The sequence below is a fragment of the Aquimarina algiphila genome (assembly GCF_947494415.1).
In the GTDB taxonomy this organism is placed as follows: domain Bacteria; phylum Bacteroidota; class Bacteroidia; order Flavobacteriales; family Flavobacteriaceae; genus Aquimarina; species Aquimarina algiphila.
This window is the reverse complement of the sequence record NZ_CANLVC010000006.1, coordinates 509,387-533,594: the sequence shown is the minus strand read 5'-3', so window position 1 is coordinate 533,594 and position 24,208 is coordinate 509,387. Positions and strand designations below refer to the sequence as shown.

The 24,208-nt window shown below is 33.5% G+C and carries 15 protein-coding genes; 10 read left to right on the top strand and 5 right to left on the bottom strand.

Annotation, left to right across the window (positions count from 1 at the left end; all coding sequences use genetic code 11):
• The first annotated feature begins 66 nt into the window (after positions 1-66).
• Positions 67-1,593 carry a nuclear transport factor 2 family protein gene (locus PQF96_RS11805; protein WP_271766348.1) on the top strand — a complete coding sequence of 509 codons (1,527 nt, stop codon included), beginning with the start codon at positions 67-69 and terminating at the stop codon, positions 1,591-1,593.
• A gap of 99 nt (positions 1,594-1,692) precedes the next feature.
• On the opposite strand, the gene PQF96_RS11800 is transcribed toward PQF96_RS11805, so the two are convergent.
• Genes PQF96_RS11800 through PQF96_RS11785 form a run of 4 tightly spaced genes read right to left on the bottom strand, consistent with a single transcriptional unit; the run spans position 1,693 to position 8,308 of the window.
• Positions 1,693-3,468 carry a hypothetical protein gene (locus PQF96_RS11800; RefSeq protein WP_271766346.1) on the bottom strand — a complete coding sequence of 592 codons (1,776 nt, stop codon included), beginning with the start codon at positions 3,466-3,468 and terminating at the stop codon, positions 1,693-1,695.
• A 47-nt stretch (positions 3,469-3,515) separates the two neighbouring features.
• The gene (locus tag PQF96_RS11795; RefSeq protein WP_271766345.1) at positions 3,516-4,781 is read right to left on the bottom strand and encodes a DUF4249 domain-containing protein; all 1,266 of its coding nucleotides are present in this window, start codon (positions 4,779-4,781) and stop codon (positions 3,516-3,518) included.
• 4 nt (positions 4,782-4,785) lie between these two features.
• Complete coding sequence (locus PQF96_RS11790; protein ID WP_271766343.1) at positions 4,786-7,554, bottom strand: TonB-dependent receptor; 2,769 nt, start codon at positions 7,552-7,554, stop codon at positions 4,786-4,788.
• A 4-nt stretch (positions 7,555-7,558) separates the two neighbouring features.
• Positions 7,559-8,308: a hypothetical protein gene (locus PQF96_RS11785; protein WP_271766341.1), complete on the bottom strand. Its 750-nt coding sequence runs from the start codon at positions 8,306-8,308 to the stop codon at positions 7,559-7,561.
• Between the two features lie 325 nt (positions 8,309-8,633).
• Here PQF96_RS11785 and PQF96_RS11780 point away from each other — a divergent pair, with 325 nt between their 5' ends.
• Together PQF96_RS11780 and PQF96_RS11775 are read left to right on the top strand one after the other, a co-directional pair.
• Positions 8,634-10,370, top strand: coding sequence for an amidohydrolase family protein (locus tag PQF96_RS11780; protein ID WP_271766339.1), 1,737 nt, complete (start codon positions 8,634-8,636; stop codon positions 10,368-10,370).
• Between the two features lie 80 nt (positions 10,371-10,450).
• The gene (locus tag PQF96_RS11775; protein ID WP_271766337.1) at positions 10,451-11,788 is read left to right on the top strand and encodes a M28 family peptidase; all 1,338 of its coding nucleotides are present in this window, start codon (positions 10,451-10,453) and stop codon (positions 11,786-11,788) included.
• Here the strand turns inward: PQF96_RS11775 and PQF96_RS11770 are convergent.
• Positions 11,781-12,119: a hypothetical protein gene (locus tag PQF96_RS11770; protein ID WP_271766335.1), complete on the bottom strand. Its 339-nt coding sequence runs from the start codon at positions 12,117-12,119 to the stop codon at positions 11,781-11,783. The genes PQF96_RS11775 and PQF96_RS11770 overlap by 8 nt on opposite strands.
• Positions 12,120-12,553: 434 nt before the next feature.
• On the opposite strand from PQF96_RS11770, the gene PQF96_RS11765 reads away from it, so the two are divergent.
• The 7 genes from PQF96_RS11765 (at position 12,554) to PQF96_RS11735 (ending at position 24,197) form a co-directional block, all read left to right on the top strand.
• Positions 12,554-17,983, top strand: a complete 5,430-nt coding sequence (locus PQF96_RS11765) for a Calx-beta domain-containing protein (RefSeq protein ID WP_271766333.1) — start codon at positions 12,554-12,556, stop codon at positions 17,981-17,983.
• Between the two features lie 181 nt (positions 17,984-18,164).
• On the top strand, positions 18,165-19,097 hold the full coding sequence (locus tag PQF96_RS11760) for an alpha/beta hydrolase (RefSeq protein WP_271766331.1): 933 nt from the start codon (positions 18,165-18,167) through the stop codon (positions 19,095-19,097).
• Between the two features lie 57 nt (positions 19,098-19,154).
• On the top strand, positions 19,155-20,777 hold the full coding sequence (locus PQF96_RS11755; RefSeq protein WP_271766329.1) for a M1 family metallopeptidase: 1,623 nt from the start codon (positions 19,155-19,157) through the stop codon (positions 20,775-20,777).
• Between the two features lie 4 nt (positions 20,778-20,781).
• Positions 20,782-21,591 (top strand): arginase family protein, encoded by an 810-nt coding sequence (locus tag PQF96_RS11750; protein WP_271766327.1) that lies wholly within the window; start codon positions 20,782-20,784, stop codon positions 21,589-21,591.
• 2 nt (positions 21,592-21,593) lie between these two features.
• Positions 21,594-22,388, top strand: a complete 795-nt coding sequence (locus PQF96_RS11745) for a hypothetical protein (RefSeq protein ID WP_271766325.1) — start codon at positions 21,594-21,596, stop codon at positions 22,386-22,388.
• Positions 22,389-22,397: 9 nt separating this feature from the next.
• Entirely contained in the window at positions 22,398-23,438 is a 1,041-nt protein-coding gene (locus tag PQF96_RS11740; RefSeq protein ID WP_271766323.1) for a zinc-dependent alcohol dehydrogenase family protein, read from the top strand.
• A 33-nt stretch (positions 23,439-23,471) separates the two neighbouring features.
• Complete coding sequence (locus PQF96_RS11735) at positions 23,472-24,197, top strand: sulfite exporter TauE/SafE family protein (protein ID WP_271766322.1); 726 nt, start codon at positions 23,472-23,474, stop codon at positions 24,195-24,197.
• Positions 24,198-24,208: the final 11 nt, after the last annotated feature.

The window sequence follows — 24,208 nt, the reverse complement described above, 5'->3', positions numbered from 1 at the left end:
AACATCACATTAACATATACTTAAGAATAACTTCAATATTTCAATGTATTTTAGAAAACAAAAACAATGAGAAATACAATTGTTCTTCTTACTATATTCATTACATCATCTTTATTTTCTCAAACCGATACAGAAATATATCTATTTGATATTATCAAAAAAGGAGAAACAATTACTCTTGATAATAAAAGAAATATCTCTAATAATGAAGGGTATGATAATCAACCCTCTTTTTTTGATGATACCGTCTTGTTTTCCTCCACAAGAAAAAAGCAAACCGACATAGCAGCTTATCACATAAAAACAGAAAAAATAAATTGGATCACCTCAACCCAAGAAGGAAGTGAGTATTCTCCAACAAAGATTCCTAACAAAGATGAAATTTCTTCTATTCGCTTGGATAGAGATGGTAAACAATTACTTTATCGTTACAATTACAAAACAGGGGAATCCAAAGCTTTATTAGAAGGTCTCAAAGTTGGATATCATACATGGTATACTCCAGACATCATTGTATCATCTGTACTCGAAGATAATGCAATGTCACTTATAGTATCTAATCTAAAAGATGGAAGCAATCATACTCTTCAGAAAAAAGTAGGGAGATCACTTCATAAAATTCCAAATTCTAAACTGATAAGCTATATCAGTAAAGAAAATAAAATCTGGAAAATAAAATCAATTCATCCTATGACAGGAATTACTCAGGAAATTATCAATACAATTCCTGGTGCAGAGGATATGTGTTGGCTACCTGATGGGACTATTTTGATGGGGAAAGGAAATACTATTTTTCAGTTTAATCCAAAAACTGATACCAGGTGGAGTGCATTTCATTCTTTTACCGATAAAGAAATTGGCAATATCACAAGAATTGCAACAAATATTACCGGAAATTTACTAACCGTAGTATCTGATATTTCCCCAGAGCACATCGTTCAAAAACAGGTAAATGCATATAATGCTCGTGATATTGACGCTTTTCTTTCTACCTATTCTGACAATATCTCTATTTATAATTATCCTAATACTATTCGATTTACTGGAAAAGAAGAGATGCGTACCTATTATGAAGAAAAGTTTAAAAAAGAGCCCAATTTACATTGTAAAATAAAACATCGTATTGTATTAGGAAACAAAGTTATCGATGAAGAATATGTAACTTACAAAGACGGAAATGTAAGTGTAGCTGCTATATATGAAGTAGAAAATGGAAAAATCATTAAAGTTACCTTTATTAGACCTCTCTTAGAAACAAATGAGAAAAAGAACCCTGAAAAAATAATCCAAAAGCAACTTGACGCGTACAATGCCAGAGATATCAGTGCTTTTATAGCAACGTATAGTAAAACTATAAAAGTATATAATTTCCCTAATAAGCTTTTATATGAGGGACAGGAAAAGATGAAAAAAAATTATACCGGTTTCTTTGAACAAACACCAGACCTGAATTGTAAAATCAAAAATCGAATTATAATGGGTAATACCATCATTGATGAAGAATTTTTAACCATTAAGAGTAAAAACTACAGTGCTGTAGCTATTTATGAAGTAGAAAATACAAAAATTGCTAAAGTTACTTTTATTCAGTAGGTCACTTTTTTAATACATTCAACAATTTAGATTTAAAGTTGGTATCACCATCTCCTAGTTTATTATTAATATTCATTACATCTGTTAGGGGTTATTTCTCTACTCAACTGAAATATTTTTTTTAATAGAAACTGGTATTCCGTTGGTAGTAAAACCTTCTAGTGAAACTTCGAAATCTCCAACCACATCAGATGTAAAAAACGTAATATTTGTTTTCTTCTTATTTATTGTAAAATTGGGCCTCCATAGTAACTGATATCTATAATCAGGTATACGACTATAGATTTTATCTTTATCGTATTGCTGTCCAAAATATTGCTTATCATCCTGCAAATCGGCTAATACTACAGGTGAATCCGAACTATAATTTAATGCATTAAAAAAATCCTCTTCTATAGTTTTTATAATAATTACTCCATCAAAAACTCTAGTTCCTAAATAATATCGATCTTTAATGTAACCTATACTCTTTATTTTACTGGCACTGTATGCTATAACATCTTCATGGTGTTGTACAATTACATCATCAACAATCAATAATAACGGAAAATTATCCTTTTTCTGCTCTGGATAATTAGTTCTTACACCAAATACAGACTTATTATTATTGTCTTTTTTGATCCATACTCCATCTACTATTTCTAATATTGTTTCTTTCACTGTTTTAAATCTAGTATAATCATCTAGAACATAGGTTTCGATCTCCTTATTTCCATAAAATGGAAGTACAAAATCTGGTTGTTTTATGGTATCAGGTTTTACACTATAAAAGTTAGTTTCAATTTGGTTATGAACGCTTCGTTTTTCTATAATTTCTTTTAATGATTTAGAAATTTTGAACTTGTAAAATTCTAAATTTGTGTAATCTATCTCTGGTATTTCGTCAATTACAATCCTATAATTTTCACTTCCTTCTTCAAAAACTTCAACCCATATTTCATTCTTAATATTTCTATTGTTTAAATTAAATACAAAATTACCTTTTTCATCTGTTGAAACTATTTTTATATCACTTGCTTTCCCTGGCATTGATAAGGCTATATTTTGATCTAAAACAGGAAAAGAAGGATCTTTTGGTATAATCTTACCATAAATTAATTCACCGCGCATTTCTGGCAAGAAAACCGATGAACCCGGAGATAAATTTTGTTTATTAGTAATACTATTATACTCCTCCAAAAACTCCTTTGCAGTGCATAAATCAGCATTCTTAAAAGCTTCTTTCCTTCTTACAGAAATTGAGAACGTCCCATTTTCTAATAATGAATTCTCTATAGTTAATTTTACAGGAGTTCTCTTTTTATATATTTCGTAATCAGAAGATAATTTTACCGTACGTTTTGCGGTTTCATCCACAACCTTATGATTGGTGTTTTTTAAATCTTTGGCAATAGGGTTTATCAAAGAATCATTTTTAAACAAAATGACATCCTGATTAACCTGGTATGGATTTAAAATACTAATATCCCCTTCAAAAAAAGATGCATCTGTATTGAGCATCCATTGGGTATAACCAATCAATTTATAGTTTCCTGAAGGAATAGACACTGGAACAAAAAAATCTCCTTGCCCTAAACCTTTATCCAGTTTGATTTTATGTTTAAAAACGGGCTCGCCTTTTTCATTTACTAAGATCACATAAGCAATCTTACTAAGAGTACTTAATAGCTTGTCATTTGTAGTAAAGTTATAGACATTATAATAAAGATATTCACCAACAAATAATAAAGATGTATTGTAATGTATAAACATTTTTTCCTGAGGAACCCTATAATATCCTGTAACTTCTTCTGGTGTTTTTAATACCGACTGCCGTTGCGCCTGAACACTCGAAACGAAAAGAAATATAATATATACTATTAATCTTATTTTCACATTTATAATTTTATAATAATCTTTTTAAATCTATTTTTAATCGAACTTTAATTTTCCCAAAAATCGGGAACCTCACTCCTACCAAACGCCGTGCAATCCCCACATGCTCTTGGTGTAACAAAAGTAAATCCATCAATTGATGATTTACATTCATCTGGTGGTTCTGGTTCGCCAGTAAGTTCTTTAGAAACAAACTTATTTGAACGATCACCTGCAATACGAATCCATCTCTGTTCAAATTCTTCTGGAGTTTCTTCATTTTCAGCATCAAGAACTGGTACAATAATTTCACAATCAAAATCAAATTTTGGTAAACCATCAATAACATCATTACTATTAAAAAAAATACGTCGTTCTGAAACTGAAGAGACATCAAAAAAGCCTAGTACGATTTCGTCTTTGTTACTTTCTGAAATAATATTCCCTTCAATAAATCCAGGTTGTACCTGGGAAAACAAACTCTCAGATTCAGAAAAATCTTTGAGTATTTGATAAAATCCATTGGCTTCTTTTGATTGTACAAATTGCTTGACTAATATACTATAACGATCTACTACTCGTATATCATCAGAGGGTAAGAAGTTTAACAAAAAACCTGTAAGTCTATCTTCGTTAAAAGCAGTAGTGTTTGTTATAATGATAGTATTCGAAAAATTATTGGCATAACATGCTCTTCTGTCCATGGGTCTTTCTACAAAATCGTATATACAATCTTCTTCTCCGCTAATGATCACGACATCTTGCGATGTCCAAAATGGTGCTGTGATTCTGTATGTTTCTTCGAATTTGTAGCGATAATATTTTGAAGTACCTGTAGGATCAAAAGTATCAATTAGTATTCCTACACCTTCTACTCCTCTAGTATTAGACATTCTCTCTGGATATACTCTATCCATGGATATTTCATTTGGTAACATTACTTTCTCAGATATATATGATCTTCCATCTGTTGTACTGATAACAAGCTGATATTTATTATCAGGCATCGCAGCAAATTCTTGTATAGAAAGATACGTTCCTGAAGAAACTTCTTCAAAAAGGTATTCTATCGCTGTATTTTCTTCTATTATTTTTACGGTAGCTCCCGTCTCTAAAAGTGGTCCATTATCTTCAAATTTAAAGGTACGAGATAATAAAACTTGTTGGCGTTTTACTTCATTAGTTACTGTAGTATTAACGACTAAAATACTTTCAAAATCTTCTGTTTCAAAATCAAACTCTTCTACACATTGAGAAAATAACAGGCAAATGAATATCAAAAATAAAATTTTACCTTTTTCTTTATATCTGATCAATTTATTTGCAAATTTCATCGGTTCAAAATTTAAAATTGTATGTGATTGATGGGACAGGAATCGAGAAAATCGAACTCTGCAATCCTTTAACCTTTCCGTCTTCGGTAACAAAAAATACCGAAAAAGGATTATTTCTACCCAGCACATTATAAATAGATATCGTCCAGAAACTATGAGAAAGCTTATTAAGTTTATGATTCCCCTCTATATTAAACCCTAAATCTAATCGGTAATAATCTGGGATTCTAAATTTATTTCGCTCACTAAACACAGAAAAATCAGCCCCATCAAATCTAAAACTCCCAATAGGAAAAGTAACAGGTCGACCTGTTTGATACACAAAATTAGTAGCTAAGCTAAACCGTTTGGTGAATTTATAATTTAAGACCATGCTAAAATCGTGAGGTTTATCAAAGTTAGAAGGAAAAAAATCTCCTCTATTTACTTGTTCTTCTCTAAATTCACTCTCTAACTGAATAAAAGAGCGGGAGTACGTATATCCCAACCAGCCATAAAGTTTTCCTTTTTGTTTTTTCAATAAAAACTCGACTCCGTAGGCTCTACCCTTACCCTGTAAAACTTCAGTTTCTATATTTTCATTAAGTAAGATTTCTGCACCGGTCTTAAAGTCAAGAATGTTTTTTGAAAATTTATAAAACCCTTCCAAGCTCAATTCGTATGCTCTTTCTCTCATATTTTTATACACTCCAAGTGAATATTGTTGTGAGCTTTGTGGTTTTATATTAAGATCAGAAAGTTTCCAGGTATCTATTGGAGAAACTGTGGTGTTATTGGATAAGGTATGTATAAACTGATAGGTCTTATTGTAAGACGCTTTAATTGATAAATCTTCATTTAATAAGTATCGCCCAGAGATTCTTAACTCAGGGCCACCATAAGTTTTAATGACCTCATTTTCATCATAAGAGATAGTTTCTCTAATGGTTTCTAAACTTCTAGGTACTCCTTCTTGAAATACATTTTGAGTAGCTTTTCCTAATGCATTAAATACCGAGTAGCGAATACCGGTATCTAAGGTGAAGTTTTTTGTTATATCTATTTCTGATGCTAGAAAAATAGCAGATTCTAGACCTCGTTCTTCATCTAGTCGTAATGGAGTAATAATAGACTCTGTTCCTGTTGGTTGAATAGAACCTGGATTTACTGTATATAATTTGCTTGAAACCCCATAATCAAATTTTATGTTATCATTATATAGATATTTTAACTGTAGCTTTATATCTTTCTCATCAATACTATATCCAATGTCAAAATCAGTATTCGTATCTCCGTCAAATTCTATGTCAAAATCATACCTGCTATTTGATAACGATAACTTTGCAGCATGTTTATCATTAAATCTATAATTCCATTTCAAAGACAATGCTCTATTATTATATACATATAATGAATCTGAGGTTATACTAAAATCATCTCTGCTTATATATGCTGTCGCTTCTATTTTTGAATTTTCTGAAAAGCGATGATTATATTTTGCGATAATATCATAGAAAGAGGCTTCGCTATTCTTAAGCGATTCTTCATCAAGGACATCCAAAATCCAATTTGCATATGCTACTCTTCCACCAACCATTAATCCCGATTTACCTTTTATTATTGGAGTTTCTAAAAGAACATTTCCTGTTACTGGACCAATAGAGGCTTCTCCTTTAAACTCTTCAACACTAGCATCCTTTGTAGTTAAATCAAAAACTGATGATAATCGACCTCCATAGGCTGCAGGAATGTTATTCTTATAAATGTTTACATCTCCTAGAGCAAATGGATTAAGTGCTGAGAAAATCCCAAAGAAATGTTGTGGATTATAGATAACTGCATCGTCTAACAGAATCAAGTTTTGATCAGATTTACCTCCTCTTACATTGTACCCCAAAGCACCTTCGCCAGCTGTAGTTATACCCGGCAAGGTTGTGGCAACCTTAAGTACATCACGTTCTCCTAAGGCCAAGGGAATATTTTTTGATTCTTTTACATCAATCTTAGTTTTTGTTACTACCTCATCTACATTATTATATGTCTTTGTCTGTAGTACTACTTCATCCAATTGTTCGATTCCTTCGTTAAGTATAATATCATATTGTCCATCATTATACATTATAATACGTTTCCTAACGTTTTCCATTGCCAGAACTTTGACTTCTAAAATATTTAGTCCAGTATTTAGTTCTGTCTCATAAAAACCTTTTGAGTTTGTTGCTACCGCAACTCCATTAAGGTTAATAACAATATTAGATAAAGGATTTCCTGTCTGTCTATTTTTAACATATCCAGATAGTACAAATTTTTGTTTTGTATTGTCTGCATTAGCTTTTCCTATTCTAATGGTTTCGATTTTATTCTTTTTAGACTTTTTAGCATTCGCAAATACAGAAGATGATGATTTCGTTTTAGCTATTGTATTTTCTGTATAGGTTACGATAGAATCTCTCCCAAAAAAACCATCAGGAACTTTATCATATATAATGCTATTGGGAGTTAGAATGATCTTATCATTTTCAATAATAAAAAAATTAATAATTGTGTTTTCAAAAAGACCATTTAAGACATTAATAATCGATTCATTCTTATAATCACCAGACACATCATTATATTCTTTCAACCAAGAATCAATAAAATAAAAATGATAATCTGTTTGTTCTTCTATAAGATGTATAACAGATAGTACATCTGTATTTTTAAAAGAAAGTGTTAATAAAGAATCTTTTTGTTGCGCCGATATACTTTGAGTTTGTATATACATTAAAAAAATTAGCCCCAAATATTTTTTCATAGTGCTACAACTCTTTATTTAATTGCGAAGGTTGAACAACTTTTTCGAATAGTCTTTTCATAAATCTATCAGGTTCTGATTTTTTTAATATCTTATTAGTGGTATAAAATTGTTTAATTTCTTTTTTTAGTTCGGGGTAAATTTTTACAATATCATATTTAGACTTAACTACATAATACTTCTCATTACAAGATAAAATATATCTATTTGCACTAGTAAACTCATATACCATCCTATCTCCAGTATCTCCTAGTCTTCTATTTCTAACTTTCTTATTACTTTTTAATAACAACAAATCTTCAGTTTCTAATAGAACCTCATAAAATATAGTATTTAGAATATTTTCTGCCTTCTCTACTTCTCTATCATCAATTCTTATAAATCTCGAACCATCGATAACGAACTCATCAATTTTATCTGGTATTAGTTTTATAACAGAAGCTGTAGAAGAAGATTTTAACTGTACCAAAAGCCTATCTATTTCCAAATTGTATTTCATCTTTATATCATAGTAGGTTTGACCGCTATAAGTAACTGATCCCATAAGTACTTCATCAGAACGAAAAAATGCATGTCTATTATCATATATCCTGTTGACATCAAAATCAAGATACCATTTCCCATTATGCAAACCTGTATGCTCTTGACCCAAAACCTGATCAAACCAATTATAATATTTACTTTCTTCTTTAAGTTGCCCAAAAAAAAGAAATGGTACTAGTAAAAAAACAATACTGCTTTTCTTTTTATGCATTTTATATATCCTTATGATTTATTTCACTTATCAAATATTCTGTAAACATATTTTTAAAACTTAATCAGTGAATGTGCTGTAAAATTTATCATAAAGAATATAAATTATAACTAAACATAAATCGTTTTAACATAATAAATATCATTTTCACATTTAACCTTATCAGAATGAAGTTTATTTTTAATTTTGATTCAAATCCCTATCTATAACAAATCCTATTATAAATTTGTTAAGACATCATCATTAATTCTTGGTTTTTATTTAATTTGGAATTTCGCTTGGATAACATTTATTTAATAATCACAAACAGCCACAGGAACCAATTATGAAAAAAAACATAATTATAGTCATTCTATTTACAATTTTAAATATAGTTTCTATTGGAGCACAATCAGTACTTATAGAAAACATTAATATAATTGATGTAGAAACTGGAAAAATCAAAAAACAACAACATATTCATATAGAAAATGAAAAAATAATATCTATTTCTTCTAAAAAAAATATTCCTACAGATGGCACTACAATCATTAATGGTACTGATAAATTTATTATGCCCGGTATGATTGATACTCATATCCATTTTTTTCAAACTGGCGGTTTATATACTAGGCCAGATGCAATTGATCTAAGAAAAGTAGTGTCTTATGAGGATGAAATTCAGTTTGCGAAAGATATTATTACTGATAATTTTAAAAGATATCTAAGATTAGGAATTACTTCAGTAATGGATGTTGGTGGTCCTTTTTACAATTTTAAAATCAGAGATAGTATTGTCAAAAACAACTTATCTCCTAATGTTTTTGTTACTGGTCCTTTGTTCTCTCCTTATCAACCAGAAGCTTTCTCTAAGTTAGAAGATATTCCTATAGAAAAGATTAGTACTTTAGAAGAAGCCAGCGCATTGTTTAACAAAATGCTCCCGTATAAGCCTGATTTCATAAAAATATGGTACATCGTAAATAAGGATAATCCAGCAAAAAAGAATTTCCCTATTGTAAAACATATTGCCGAACTATCTCATAAAAACAATTTAAAACTTGCTATACATGCTACCGATTTAAATACTGCAAAACTTGCTGTTAAAGCTGGAGCAGATATATTAGTTCATAGTGTTAGAGATGAAATAATTGATGATGAATTCGCAAAAATTCTTAAAAAAAATAAAGTAACTTATATACCTACTCTCATAGTTTCTAATAACTATACTAAAACTTTTTTCTCAGAGTTAAGTATGCACCCACAAGATCTCAACTATGCAAATCCAAAAGCATATGCTTCATTATTCGATCTTGAAGGTTTAGATTCAAGATTAATTCCGGAAAGATTTAGAAAAATTAGAGGAAGTGATAAACAAAAGGATGCTATAAGATTACGTTTTAAAAAATTCGATAGTGTTATAGATCTTAACCTTCAAAAATTACAAAAACAACAAATAAATATAGCTACAGGAACAGATGCTGGAAATATAGGGACAATGCATGCATCCTCCTATATCCAAGAAATCGAAGCTATGCAAAAATCAGGGATTACCCCTAATGATATTATTAAAGCATCTACTATAAATGCTGCAAAAGGTTTTGGTTTAGACCATCAAATTGGTTCTGTTACTGAAGGTAAATTGGCAGATTTGGTGATTCTAAATAAGAACCCTTTAGAAAATATTCAAAATTTGAACACTATTCATGAAGTCATTAAAAGCGGTAAAATTCTTAATATTTCAAATTTAATTAAAGAATCTCCTGAACAAGTGGTACAACGACAAGTTAATGCATATAATGCCAGAAATATTGATGCATTCATGGATACATATGCTGATGACATCAAGATTTATAATTTCCCTGATGAAATCTCAATGGAAGGAAAAGAAAAGATGCGTGAACGTTTTAAAGACATGTTTGAAAAAGTCCCTAACCTTTACTGTAATATTAAGAATCGCATCGTATTAGGGAATAAAGTTATAGATCGTGAATATGTAAGGTTCGGAGAAAAGTACTCCAGTGTGATTGCTATTTATGAAGTAACAAACGGTAAAATTTCTAAAGTGACTTTTTTAAGATAATAGCTTTCATCATATAAATTTGTTAAGACACATTTATTAATTCCCTGTTTTACCTAAATTAGGCGATCAAATTCACACAAATGAAGACATTTTTTACCTTAAGCTTACTTTTATTATCTACCATTTTAACAGCACAAACCGATCAACGCATCTATGATATCATTACTGCTGTTTCTGCAGATCGAATTGAAACGGATATCAAAAAATTAGCTGATTTTGGCACTCGTAATACATTTAGTGATACCATTTCAAATACCAGAGGTATCGGAGCTGCACGAAGATGGATAAAATCAGAATTCGAAACCATTTCTAAAGATTGTAAAAACTGTTTGGATGTATTTTATCAAAAAGACTTCGTTACTAAAGATATGGGAACCAGAGTACCACATGATGCATGGGTAGTGAATGTAGTGGCTATACAAAAAGGAACAAAATATCCTAATCGTTATATCATCATGAGTGGTGATATAGATTCTCGAGCAAGTGACACCATGGATTTTACAACAGATGCGCCTGGTGCTAATGATAATGCCAGCGGAATGGCAGGAACTATTGAAGCCGCAAGAGTGTTATCCAAATATACATTCGAGAGTAGTATTATTTATGTTGGATTATCAGGAGAAGAACAAGGACTCTTTGGTGGTGGTGGATTAGCAAAATATGCCAAGGATCAAGGATGGGATATTATAGGTATTCTTAACAATGACATGATTGGTAATATCAAAGGAGTAGATGGAGTTATTGACAACAGAGCGTTTAGAATATTTTCTGAACCTACCAATCTTACAGATGATGAAAAGAAAGTTCGTCGTAGACGTTTTTATGGAGGTGAAGTTGATGGTATTTCTCGTCAATTAGCAAGATATGTACATAAAAGTGTAAAAACCTATATGCCAGAAATGAATCCAATGATGATTTATCGATTAGATCGTTTTGGTCGGGGCGGGCATCACAGACCCTTTAATGATTTAGGATATGCCGGAATCAGAATTATGGAAGCCCATGAAAACTATACACAACAACATCAAAATATTAGAGAAGAAAACGGAATCAAATATGGTGATGTGGTAGAACATGTTAATTTTGAATATGCTGCAAAACTTACCGCTGTAAATGCCATTAATCTGGCTGGTCTTGCCTGGGCGCCTCCTGCTCCATCTGAAGTGAAAATTGGAGGCATCGTAGAACCATCTGCAAAATTTAAATGGAAAAAAGTCAACAACCCTAATGTAAAAGGTTATAAAATCTACTGGAGAGATACTACATCCCCTACATGGGATCATAGTCGATTTGTTGGTGATGTGGATAACTTTGTATTGGATGGTATTGTGATCGATAATTTCTTTTTTGGCATCGCAACCGTAGGAAAAAATGGTCACGAGAGCGCTGTCGTATTTCCATCAGAAGTTTTTAGATAGCAGAAACATCACATTGCATCAACATAGTATCATAAACTTTGTCAAGAAGGTTAGCTTTGTTGTCAAGAACACCAGCTAAGTAGTCAAGAACGTTAGCTTTCTTGTCAAGAACATCAGCTAAGTCGCCAAGAACGTTAGCTTTCTTGTCAAGAATACCAGCTAAGTCGTCAAGAACGTTAGCTTTCTTGTCAAGAACATCAGCTAAGTTGTCAAGAACGTTAGCTTCTTGGTCAAGACTTCCAACTCTGTTGTTACGAGCCTTGGCTATCTTAGTATAACTGTTAATTTTATAGGGTAAATCCTTAACCGTGTCGGTACAATCCTCAATCATCCAAAAGAAACGATCGAAATTTCCTGAATATCCACTATAAGGAGAATCACTATACCTTAATAAAAATCAACGATAGCATATACTTAAACACCATAAAACATGTCTAATTTAAAAATCCATTCTCATGTGATTTTTAACACAAAATTTAATCTCTAACACCATAAATCACCGACAAAAAACACATAAAATCGATAAAATGCATTTTTATTTGCTTTTGATATAGAATTTCTTTTTATTTGTAGTGCTTTTTCAAACTATAAAAAACACTAAACCAACGCTATATGAAGAAATAACTACGCTCTCCTTTTATACATAAGATAATTTACAAAATGATAAGATTACTATTCATCATTGTATAGTATGCCATATGATTTTGCATAAATCAAAATAAAAAAATTACCCCCATAATCTATCACTATCTTAAACATATGCTTATGAAAAAACTACTACTCATTTCTTTTGTTTTCCTGTTGGGAAATCAAGTTATTAATGCTCAAACCACAGAAACAGAACCTAACAATTCTGTGCTTCAATCAGGAGTGTTAACAGTTTCATCAGCAACCACTATTACTGGTGATGTTTGTCTTGGTGGAGGCTGTCCTACTGCTGACCCCTCAGATCATTGGATTATAGCAGATGGCTCCAGTGGTACATTTATGGCAACATGGTCTGATAATGTAGTGGTTACATTGTTTACTTATGACACATCAGCAAGAAATACGGCACCTTCTTCGGTTACACTATCTTCGGGAGTTTCCCAAACTCTTTCTGCAAGTTCTTTTTATTCTTTGAGTGTACAGTTTAATACAATAGGAGTACTTACCTCCTACTCGGTTGCGCTTTCAGGTACTTCTCTAGCTACACCTCCAAGCGTGCCCTCAGTGAATCACGGCCCTCCTATTATTTGTAGTGGTAATTCAGCATTACTCACTTGGACAGGAAATCTAAACGATGCTACAGAATGGCATATATATACAGGAAGTTGTGGAGGCACTGAAATAGACACAACAACTGGTAATTCGGTAATTGTTGCCCCTCCAGCATCAGGGTCAGTTACATATTTTGTTAGAGGAGAAGGAGGAGGCGTTACACCAGGTGCTTGTGGATCGCATACCATTACTATCACTGCTCGTGAAGATGCTAATTTTAGTTATTCAGCTACCTCATATTTACCTGCAGATGCAGATCCAACACCTACTATTACAGGAGTTACAGGAGGAGATTTTACAAGTTCTCCAAGTGGATTATCTATCGATATGAATACTGGAACAATAGATGTGTCTGCAAGTACACCGGGGATGTATACCGTTACGTATGAAACCCCAGGACTTTGCAGTGGTACTGAAGATAGAAATATTACTATTACTGACCCTAATGCCAATCCAATCATTCAAATAGGTACAGATACTAATAGTTCTGCGGGCAATACATTTACTCCCTGGACTACATTTTTTGAAGATGGGAGACGCCAATATTTAATTACAGCATCAGAATTATTAGCACTGGGGTTATCTAATGGAGATCAACTATATGGTTTAGCATTTAATGTAATTTCAGATGTAACCCCTAGTAGTGCAGTAACTATTTCGCTGAAATCCACTACCGATACTGAATTTTCTACATTTGCATTTGATAATACAGGTTTTACAGAAGTATTTAATGGAAATCACGACCCTAATCCGGGTTGGGACTTTATGTTTTTCGATACTCCATATACGTATGATGGTAATGGTATTATTATCAATTTTTGTTTTAACAACACTAGATTTATTGGTAATTCATCAGTACAATATTCGACAACAACCGGTAATTCAAATAGATATTCATATACAGATAATACAGATGGGTGTACTTTAAGTTCTTTTGGTTCCAATACAAATAGAGCTAATATACAATTTAGCACTGTGCCTGATATAATAGACCCAAGTTTTGTAAGTATCACAAGACAAACCCCTGTAACAAACCCTACCAATGCAGATGGGCTTGTGTTTAGAGCCATCTTTAATGAACCTGTTCAATTTGTAGATGCAGCAGATTTTGATGTAACAGGAACTACCACAAGTATTTCTAATGTATCAGGTTCAGGAACAACATATGATATTACAGTCTCTGGTGTTGGCGATCTTGCAAACCTTAATGGGGCTGTAGGGATAAACTTATCTTCAGGACAAAATATTCAAGATTTAGGAGGAAATGCTTTACCAAATTCTGAACCCACTACTGATCAAACATATACATTAGATAATGAAGCCCCAAATGGATACAGTGTAACAATAGATCAATCACCTATTAATACAGGTACTAATGACAATGCAGTGAGTTTCACTTTTGCAGGTGCAGAAGTGGGTGCAACGTATAATTACTCATTTAGCAGTAGTGGAGGAGCTGGTACAGTTACGAATAACGGCGCTATTGCAACTGCTACAGATCAGATTACAGGGATTGATTTAAGTGGATTAGCCGATGGAACAATTACATTAAGTGTTACACTAAACGATATGGCTGGAAATACCGGTACTGCAGCAACAGATACAGAGATTAAAAATACAATTATTAGAGTATCTGTAAATGATCCATCAATAGCTGAGGGAAATGCTGGTACTACTACCTTGCAATTTACAGTAAATTTGGATGCCCCTGCTCTTGCTGGAGGAGCTACAGTAGATTATGCAACTTCAAACGGATCTGCGACAGCTGGTTCTGATTATACAGCCATTAGCACGACAACGCTCTCCTTTCTCGCTGGAGAATCCAGTAAAACAGTAGATATTACCATTACAGGTGATCAAACCGTTGAAATAGATGAAACACTTACACTAACTTTATCGAATCCAACAGGTACAAATGTCATTATAGGAGACAGTACTGGTACTGGAACGATTACCAATGATGATCAGGCTACGGTAACGATAGCAGATGTTGCATTGAATGAGAACAGTGGCACAGCAACCATTACGGTTATTGTAGACAATGCAGTAGATGGTGGATTTGATGTAGATGTTAGCACAGCAGATGGAACAGCAACAACAGCTGATAGTGATTATACTGCAGTAACAGCTCAGACCCTTACTTTTGCAGGAACGGCTGGAGAGTCAGAAACTTTTAATATTACCCTTGGCGGAGATACCAAAGTAGAAGCTGATGAAACCACATCCATAAGCATGAGTGGCTTAAGCCCTGTAACGGTTGCCTCTGGCGATATAGATGTTACAGATGGAGCTACGCTGACCATAAACAATGATGATCAGGCAACAGTAACTATCGCTAATGTGAGCGGCAATGAAGATGATGGTGCCATTACCGTGACTGTTGTTATTGATAACGCTATAGATGGTGGGTTTGATGTAGATGTTAGTACGGCAGATGGAACAGCAACAACGGCTAATAGTGATTATACTGCAGTAACAGCACAGACTCTTACTTTTGCAGGAACGGCTGGAGAAACAGAAACCTTCACAATTACCCCTACCGCTGATGCAACTTCTGAACCAGACGAGACCGTAATTATAGGAATGAGTGGGCTTTCCCCTTCAACGGTTGCTTCAGGAGATATTAATATCACCGATGGTGCTACATTAACAATCTTCAATGATGACGATATATCAATATCGGTTAATGATCCATCAATAGCTGAAGGAAATAGTGGGACCACTACTTTACAATTTACAGTAAATTTGAATGCCCCTGCTCCTGCTGGAGGAGCTACAGTAGATTATGCAACTTCAAACGGATCTGCGACAGCTGGTTCTGATTATACAGCCATTAGCACGACAACGCTCTCCTTTCTCGCTGGAGAATCCAGTAAAACAGTAGATATTACCATTACAGGTGATCAAACCGTTGAAATAGATGAAACACTTACACTAACCTTATCGAATCCAACAGGTACAGATGTCATTATAGGAGATGCTACGGGTACCGCTACTATTACCAATGATGATCAGGCTACTGTGACGATAGCAGATGTTGCATTGAATGAGAACAGTGGCACAGCAACCATTACGGTTATTGTAGACAATGCAGTAGATGGTGGATTTGATGTAGATGTTAGCACAGCAGATGGAACAGCAACAACAGCTGATAGTGATTATACTGCAGTAACAGCTCAGATCCTTACTTTTGCAGGAACGGCTGGAGAGTCAGAAACTTTTAATATTACCCTTGGCGGAGATACCAAAGTAGAAGCTGATGAAACCGCATCCATAAGTATGAGTGGCTTAAGCCCTGGAACAGTTGCCTCTGGCGATATAGATGTTACAGATGGAGCTACGCTGACCATAAACAATGATGATCAGGCGACAGTAACTATCGCTAATGTAAGCGGCAATGAAGACGATGGTGCCATTACCGTGACTGTTGTTGTTGATAACGCTATAGATGGTGGGTTTGATGTAGATGTTAGTACGGCAGATGGAACAGCAACAACGGCTAATAGTGATTATACTGCAGTAACAGCACAGACACTTACTTTTGCAGGAACGGCTGGAGAAACAGAAACCTTCACAATTACCCCTACCGCTGATGCAACTTCTGAACCAGACGAGACCGTAATTATAGGAATGAGTGGACTTTCCCCTTCAACGGTTGCTTCAGGAGATATTAATATCACCGATGGTGCTACATTGACAATCTTGAATGATGATGCAGCGGTACTTTCTATTGTAGCCACTACACAAGCAGCAGAAAATACTACTAATGGATTATTTACAATAAGTACTACAAATCAATTTAGTACTCCTGTGACAGTCAATCTTTCAGTAACAGGAACTGCAACTTCGGGAACAGATTTTACTGCTTTGGGTACAACCTTTATATTCCCTGCTAATACCAATTCTGCGACAATCAATGTGCCTGTGATTGCTGATAATCTGGTTGAAAGTAATGAAACCGTTATTGTAACATTAACAGGAACAAACAACGGTATTGTTACTATTGGTAGCGCAGATAATGCTACTGTTACCATTACGGACGATGATGTAGCTTTACTTTCTATCACAGCCACAACACAGGCAGAAGAAGGCACTACTAATGGAGTGTATACAGTGAGTACCACGAATGAGTTTAGTACTCCTGTTATGGTTACTATTTCAACAACGGGAACAGCTATTTCGGGAACAGATTATGATGATTTAGGATCTAGTTTTATGTTTCCGGCCAATACTTCATCTATGACCATTCCATTATCAGTTATTGATGATAATATTGTAGAATTAGACGAAACTGTAATCCTTACTATGACTAATACTAATAATACCAGTGCAACTATTGGGACTACTGATGAAGCAACAATTACTATAACAGATCCTGATATTGCGACCATTACTATAGAAGATGTAAATGCTAATGAAGATGATGGTGCAATAACAATAATCGCCACTCTCGACAATGAAGTTCCTGGAGGTTTTACTGTGGATGTAAACACAACTGATGGAACAGCTACAATAGATGATAATGATTATACCGCAATTATCAATCAAACACTTTCATTTACAGGAAATGCAGGTGAGACACAAACATTCACTATTTTACCTACGGAAGATGCCACTCCAGAATCTGATGAAACTGTAACCGTTACCTTATCTAATGTAGCTAATACTTCGCTAGAAATTAATAGTACAGATAGTGCACTAATCACAATTCTTAATGACGACGATTTAGATATCAGAATATATCCAAACCCAACAGCGGGAGAAGTAAACATTAATATACCTTTAAATCTGGTACTTGTTTATAACGTAACGGGAAAAAAGGTTTTTGAAACGAAGAACAATTCTTTCTCTATTGCAAATCTTCCTACTGGTATATATTTTATCAGAATAAAGACTATAAATGGTAGTATCGAACGAAAACTAATAAAACTTTAATCTTTAGTTTATATATTTTTATTTAATTAGAAAACCCCTCTATAAAAGAGGGGTTTATTGTTTCAAAAATTTAATCCGTAATCATTTCTTATTAAAATTATGATAAAATCATATGTATAGAATGGTAGACACGTCCTAAAGAAGAATAATTTATTTACTTTTAGAATCAAATATCCTTGTTATGTATTCGCACAGACTCATTTTTAGTATAAGTATCCTAATTTTATATTCTTGTAAACAACAACCAAAACATGAAGAAATTGCACTGGTTGAAACAGTAGAAAAAACACCTTTTACAGCAAGTGAAGTTATCGAATACAAAAACTTTGAGTCAAAATATGTAGATACTCGCCATGTTGAAGTTTTCTTACCTACGGGTTATGATGCTACTTCAAAAGAAAAGTATAAAGTGTTGTACATGCATGACGGGCAAAATGTATTTAATGCAAAAACATCATACACAGGAATTGATTGGGGTGTAGACGAAGCTATCGATAGCTTGTTAGGAATACAAAAGATTAAAAAAACTATCGTCGTAGCTCCATGGAATACTGTAAAAAAGCGTTTTTCTGAATATATGCCCAAAGCACCAGCTGCACTTACCTCATCGCCTGAGGCTAAAGCTACATTAAAGCAAAACACAGGATATGATGATTTGTATTCTGATGCATATCTTAAATTTTTGGTAGAAGAATTAAAACCATTTATTGATAAGACTTATAATGTGTCTACCAAAAGAGAAGATACTTCCATTATGGGATCATCTATGGGTGGACTCATATCCTTATATGCTATTTGCTCGTATCCAGAAGTTTTTGGAGCAGCGGGCTGTGTCTCTACGCATTGGCCAGTTCCTGTATTGGGAGAAGCTTATATCGGTACATTACCCACTACTCTTCCGGATCCGTCTACTCACAAAATATATTTTGATTTTGGAACAAAAGGCTACGATGCACAATATGAACCGTTTCAAAGTCATGTGGATTCTATAATGAGCGCCAAAGGATATACAGAAGGGTCAAACTGGATTACAAAAAAGTTTGAAGGAGCAGATCATAATGAAAAAAGCTGGAACGATAGAGTGCATATTCCTCTCGAATTTCTTTTACAATAATATACAAAATCGATATTCAAAAAATTCATCAATTCTAAAGATAATGCGAATACAACAATGAATAAAATCTTTCTTTTTATAGTACTTACATTTCAAGTACATCTCCTTTTTGCACAAGAGCAGAAATTTACGCGACAAGATACGCTTAGAGGTTCGATAACCCCAGAACGAGAATGGTGGGATTTAACCTATTATCACCTGGATATAAAGGTGAACCCGGATAAAAAGACAATTTCTGGTAAAAACACCGTATTTTATAAAGTAGTAAAAGCTCATGATGTCATGCAAATTGATTTACAACCTCCTTTGAAAATCAAAAAAGTGATTCAAGATGGAAAAGAATTAGCTATAACATCTGAAGGTAATGCACATTTTATAAAACTCGAAACTCCTCAGCAAGAAAACAGCATCAAATCTGTAACCATTTTTTATGGTGGTAAACCCAGGGAAGCTGTTCGTGCTCCTTGGGATGGTGGTATCTCATGGAAAAAAGACGAGAATGAGAAACATTTTGTAGCTTCTTCTTGTCAAGGATTAGGAGCTAGCGTCTGGTGGCCCAATAAAGACCATATGTATGATGAAGTAGATAGTCTTTTGATCAGTGTTAATGTTCCCAAGGATCTTATGAATGTATCTAATGGGCGATTACGTAAAGTAGAAGAACTTGATAATAACACCAAAACATTTCATTGGTTTGTAAATAATCCCATCAATAATTATGGAGTAAATATTAATATTGGAGATTATGTACATTTTGGAGAGCAATATGAAGGTGAAAAAGGCACTTTGGATATGGATTATTATGTACTAAGAGATAATCTGGATAAAGCAAAAGAACAGTTTAAGGATGCACCAAAAACGATGAAAGCTTTTGAGCATTGGTTCGGCCCCTACCCTTTTTATGAGGATAGTTTTAAATTGGTGGAAGTTCCTTATCTGGGAATGGAACATCAAAGCTCTGTAACCTATGGTAATAAATATGTAAATGGATACCTGGGGAATGATCTCTCTGGTTCGGGATGGGGATTAAAATTTGATTTTATTATTATTCATGAATCCGGACATGAGTGGTTTGCTAATAATATAACCTATAAAGATGCTGCAGATATGTGGGTGCACGAAGGGTTTACAGCATACTCAGAAAGTTTGTTTTTGGACTATCACTATGGGTCAAAAGCTGCATCAGAATATGTAATCGGTACCAGAAGAAGTATTCAAAACGACAGCCCTATTATCGGTTTTTATGATGTAAATAAAAAGGGGTCTAGCGATATGTATTTTAAAGGATCAAATATGCTACATACCCTTCGGCAATTGATAGAAGATGATGAAAAATGGAGGGATATCCTAAGAGGACTTAATTCTACATTTTATCATCAAACCATTACAACCAAACAAATAGAAGATTATATCAGTAAAAAGGCCAAAATTGATCTTACTCAGTTTTTTGATCAATATCTTAGAACAACCAAAATCCCAACTCTTGAATATATTTTTGAAAAGGGAAAGTTGAAATATCGATACGTAAATATCATAGAAAAGTTTGATATGCCTGTTCGTCTTTTTATTGATGACACTCCCCAATGGATACAGCCCAATGCAACATGGCAAACAAAAGAATTTAAAGGAGATACATTGCGTGTTGATCCAAATTTTTATGTGAATGTTAAATCTTTATAAGTAAATGAAAATATATTTCCCTCAATGGCAAGGGTCTGGTACTGGCAAAAATATTGAACCCGGAGCAAAAGCAATACTGGATTATTTGGATGACCCAGAGTTTATTAACATTCCATTATCTACAATCCCAGCCGGAGAACACGGAGTTCAAAAGCATTATATCAATAATTATGATGCCATTACAGAACAATTATCTCGATTAAAGAAAGAAATTGATACTGCTCAACCTTCAACAATACAAACTATTGGTGGAGATTGTGGTCTGGAGATTGTTCCTGTATCTTATTTAAATAAAAAATATCCTAATCTAGGTGTAATCTGGTTTGATGCCCATGCAGATATTAATCGCCCGTGCGATTCACCTAGTTGTAATTTTCATGGTATGCCGCTAAGAACATTACTCGGTGAGGGAGAGGAAAAAATGGCTCCACTCCTATCTTCAACTATTCTAGCTTCTCAAATTCACTATATTGGTTTACGGGATATTGATGATACAGAGCAAAAACGTATAGATACTGATAGTATATATGCACCTAAGAAAATTAATGTAGATGACCTTATTCAGACTTTAGTTTCTAAAAATATAACACATCTTTATTTACATTTTGATTTTGATTGTTTAGAGCCTGACGATTATAACAAAACATACTATCAAGTTGCTGATGGAGTAAAAATTAAAGATGCCGAAATGTGTATTAAAGCATTACAAGAAAATTTTACTATTGTAGGAAGTAGCGTATTAGAATCCATAACTACGGCTCAAAAAGAGCTTAAACCTATTGAGAATATTATTAATTCGTTAATCCGAAACTAAAAATGAATGGTTTTCTAAAATACTTATCTATTATATTTAGTATAGGTTTAATAGCAAATTGTAATCCATCAAAATCTGAAAACACTCCAGTACAAAAACAAAAAAACGAAGTATTAGTTCTAGGTACGATTCATAGTGGCCATCATACTGATAGTGTTTATAACATTGCATATCTGGACAAATTAATACGGCAAATACAACCCGATTATATCCTTGCTGAGATTCCACCAGATCGTTTTAAAGAAGCAGTTAAAGGCTTTAAAAGAGATGATAGTATCTCAGAACCCAGAGTAATGCGTTTTCCTGAGTATGTAGATGTAGTTTTTCCACTTACCAAAGAAATGAATTTTGAAATTATACCTACTGCTGGATGGACACAACCTATGGCACAAGAGAGAAGTCAGAAGCTAAGAGCCATTAGTAAAGATTCTTCGAGAGTTATAGATTGGAAGGCATATCTGAAAGCAAACAAACACTCTGATTCTGTATACAAGGCAACCGGAAAAGTAAATGACCCCTACTTTATTCATACAGATACTTATGATAGCATTCAGGATATTAGTTTACAGGTATACAACAAATTGTTTAATGTAGAATTAGGTCTGGGAGGATGGGATAATATCAATATTGCGCATTACTGGAATATTGAAAAGGCATTAGAAAAACATCGATATAAAGGAAAAAGAATACTTATTATTTATGGAGCTGGTCATAAAGGGTGGTTTCTTCGGGAATTACGTAAACGTGATGATATTAAAATACTGGAAATGAAATCTTTTTTAGATGCAATACAATAAAAATTATACATGAAAGCAGTCGTATACGAATCATTTCAGGGGCCATTAACCATCCAAAATGTTCCTGATCCTACTCCACAAGACAATGGAGTGGTCATTAAAGTAAAAGCAACCGGTTTATGTAGAAGTGATTGGCATGGTTGGATGGGACATGATCCTGATATAGAATTACCTCATATCCCTGGTCATGAACTGGCAGGTGTTATAGAAGCCATTGGTAAAAATGTTCTCAATTTTAAAATTGGAGATCGTGTTACCGTTCCTTTTGTCTGTGGTTGTGGCACATGTATGCAATGTACTTCGGGAAATCATCAGGTCTGCGATTCGCAATCTCAACCAGGGTTTACACATTGGGGCTCTTTTGCAGAATATGTGAGTATCGATTATGCCGATACGAATCTGGTAAAACTTCCTGATGAAATTAATGATGTAACCGCTGCTACTTTGGGGTGTCGATTTATTACTTCGTTTAGGGCTATAGTAGAACAGGGTAAAGTTTCTGCTGGACAATATGTTGCCGTACATGGTTGTGGCGGAGTTGGATTATCTGCTATTATGATTGCTAATGCTCTTGGAGCACAAGTAATTGCTATAGATATCAATGAAGACACATTGGCGTTGGCTAAGAGCCTGGGAGCTTTTACCACTGTAAATGCAAGAAAGCATGATTACATCCCAGAACATATCACATCTATTACTGATGGAGGTGTTCATGTATCTGTTGACGCATTAGGAAGTGCTATAACATGTTTTAATTCTATATCTAACCTTAGAAAAAGAGGTAAACATATCCAGGTCGGTTTAATGACTGGTGATCATCAACATCCTAAAATCCCTATGGATAAAGTACTCTCTGATGAATTAGAAATTATAGGTAGTCATGGAATGCAAGCATATAAATATCCAAAGATGTTGAACATGATCAAAAATGGTAAATTATATCCAGAAAAACTTATAGAAAAAACGATTACATTAGAAGATGCAATTACCGCACTGCCCAATATGAATACTTTTGATAATAAAGGTATGCAAGTGATTAATTCGTTTTGATAATGAGTATTATATGCAACCACAAATTATAAAATGATATCACACCTCATCCCTTTTATTGCTGCATTCATTTTAGGCATGTCAAAATCAGGTCTTAAAGGAATGGGAATTGTTATTGTAACGTTAATGGCATTAGTTCATGGTGCAAAAGCCTCTACAGGAATATTATTACCTCTCTTGATTTTTGCTGATATTTTAGCGGTGATTTATTACAACAGACATGCACGTTGGAAATATCTTCTACGATTTCTTCCATGGATGATAGGTGGTGTACTTATCGCTGTATTTATAGGAAAGAATCTTCCCGAAAGTATCTTCAAAAAGGGTATGGCTGTAATTATCATCATTAGTGTAATTATTATGTTTTTTGGAGATCGATATAATCAAAAGAATATTCCTAACAAACTATGGTTCATTGGATCTACAGGATTTGCCGCAGGGTTTACTACTATGATTGGAAATCTGGCAGGAGCATTTACAAATATTTTTTTCATGGCAACTCGTATTCCAAAAAATGAATTTATCGGCACTGCTGCATGGCTTTTTTTTATCATTAATCTCTTTAAATTACCTTTTCATATTTTTAGTTGGAAGACTATAAGTTTGCAAACACTAACGATTGATTTATATTTAATCCCGGGGGTTATATTAGGCTTCATTATTGGTATTAAAGCCGTAAAAAGGTTTAAGGATCACCAATATCGAAAGTTTATCCTAATTATGACCGCAATCGGAGGGTTTGTAATTTTATTTAAATAAATATCATAATT

Excerpts from the sequence above, each read along its gene's own strand:
- PQF96_RS11770 (WP_271766335.1), bottom strand. The coding sequence starts at position 12,119 with ATGATTGAGGATTGTACCGACACGGTTAAGGATTTACCCTATAAAATT.
- PQF96_RS11790 (WP_271766343.1), bottom strand. The coding sequence starts at position 7,554 with ATGAAAAAATATTTGGGGCTAATTTTTTTAATGTATATACAAACTCAA.
- PQF96_RS11745 (WP_271766325.1), top strand. The coding sequence starts at position 21,594 with ATGAATGGTTTTCTAAAATACTTATCTATTATATTTAGTATAGGTTTA.
- PQF96_RS11765 (WP_271766333.1), top strand. The coding sequence starts at position 12,554 with ATGAAAAAACTACTACTCATTTCTTTTGTTTTCCTGTTGGGAAATCAA.
- PQF96_RS11775 (WP_271766337.1), top strand. The coding sequence starts at position 10,451 with ATGAAGACATTTTTTACCTTAAGCTTACTTTTATTATCTACCATTTTA.
- PQF96_RS11740 (WP_271766323.1), top strand. The coding sequence starts at position 22,398 with ATGAAAGCAGTCGTATACGAATCATTTCAGGGGCCATTAACCATCCAA.
- PQF96_RS11760 (WP_271766331.1), top strand. The coding sequence starts at position 18,165 with ATGTATTCGCACAGACTCATTTTTAGTATAAGTATCCTAATTTTATAT.
- PQF96_RS11750 (WP_271766327.1), top strand. The coding sequence starts at position 20,782 with ATGAAAATATATTTCCCTCAATGGCAAGGGTCTGGTACTGGCAAAAAT.
- PQF96_RS11780 (WP_271766339.1), top strand. The coding sequence starts at position 8,634 with ATGAAAAAAAACATAATTATAGTCATTCTATTTACAATTTTAAATATA.
- PQF96_RS11755 (WP_271766329.1), top strand. The coding sequence starts at position 19,155 with ATGAATAAAATCTTTCTTTTTATAGTACTTACATTTCAAGTACATCTC.
- PQF96_RS11735 (WP_271766322.1), top strand. The coding sequence starts at position 23,472 with ATGATATCACACCTCATCCCTTTTATTGCTGCATTCATTTTAGGCATG.
- PQF96_RS11785 (WP_271766341.1), bottom strand. The coding sequence starts at position 8,308 with ATGCATAAAAAGAAAAGCAGTATTGTTTTTTTACTAGTACCATTTCTT.
- PQF96_RS11795 (WP_271766345.1), bottom strand. The coding sequence starts at position 4,781 with ATGAAATTTGCAAATAAATTGATCAGATATAAAGAAAAAGGTAAAATT.
- PQF96_RS11805 (WP_271766348.1), top strand. The coding sequence starts at position 67 with ATGAGAAATACAATTGTTCTTCTTACTATATTCATTACATCATCTTTA.